Origin of the sequence: Paenibacillus sp. OSY-SE, assembly GCF_000283315.1 — a bacterium.
GTDB classification, from domain to species: domain Bacteria; phylum Bacillota; class Bacilli; order Paenibacillales; family Paenibacillaceae; genus Paenibacillus_B; species Paenibacillus_B profundus.
In genome coordinates this window covers 1-573 of record NZ_ALKF01000020.1, presented here as the reverse complement: position 1 = coordinate 573, position 573 = coordinate 1, and the positions used below count along the sequence as shown (strand labels likewise).

General features: G+C 49.6%; 1 pseudogene. It reads left to right on the top strand.

From position 1 onward, the window contains the following. Positions 1–573 (top strand): annotated as a pseudogene (locus A372_RS32550) (transposase); the annotation flags it as partial.

The window sequence follows — 573 nt, the reverse complement described above, 5'->3', positions numbered from 1 at the left end:
CCATGTTTGAACGCAATCGCAGTAAATCCGTCGAGTTGTTGGCTCGGTTCAAGGACCATGCCACAGGGGCCTTTTACAGAGGATTCCATATGCTAACGATGGGTTGGTTGGACGGGCATTCGTTCATTCCGGTGGATTTCGCCTTACTCAGCTCAACGAAGTCCCAGATTAACGGGATCCTAAATGGAATCGATAAACGCACGTCCGGTTACAAACGCCGTCAAGAAGCCTTGCTTTCGGCCCCGCAAGTCATTACAGCGATGGTCGATCGCGCCATAGTCGCAGGTGTTGCTTCCTATTATGCGCTGATGGATAGTTGGTTTACTCATGCACCGCTTATCGGGCAACTCGTGTAACGTGGGTTGCATGTCATTGGTATGGTCAAAAACGACAACAAACGATATGTCGTAAACGAAAATCGGCTTTCCCTTACAGAAGCTATATGCTGCTGCACTACGGGTGGAAGGGAGAAACCGTAACATCCTTCGTTCGATACGAACGGAGCTGGTTCCGGGCATTCCAGTCCAGGTAGTGTTTGTCCGTCATCGTTCAAAGAAAAATGAATGGCTTGCC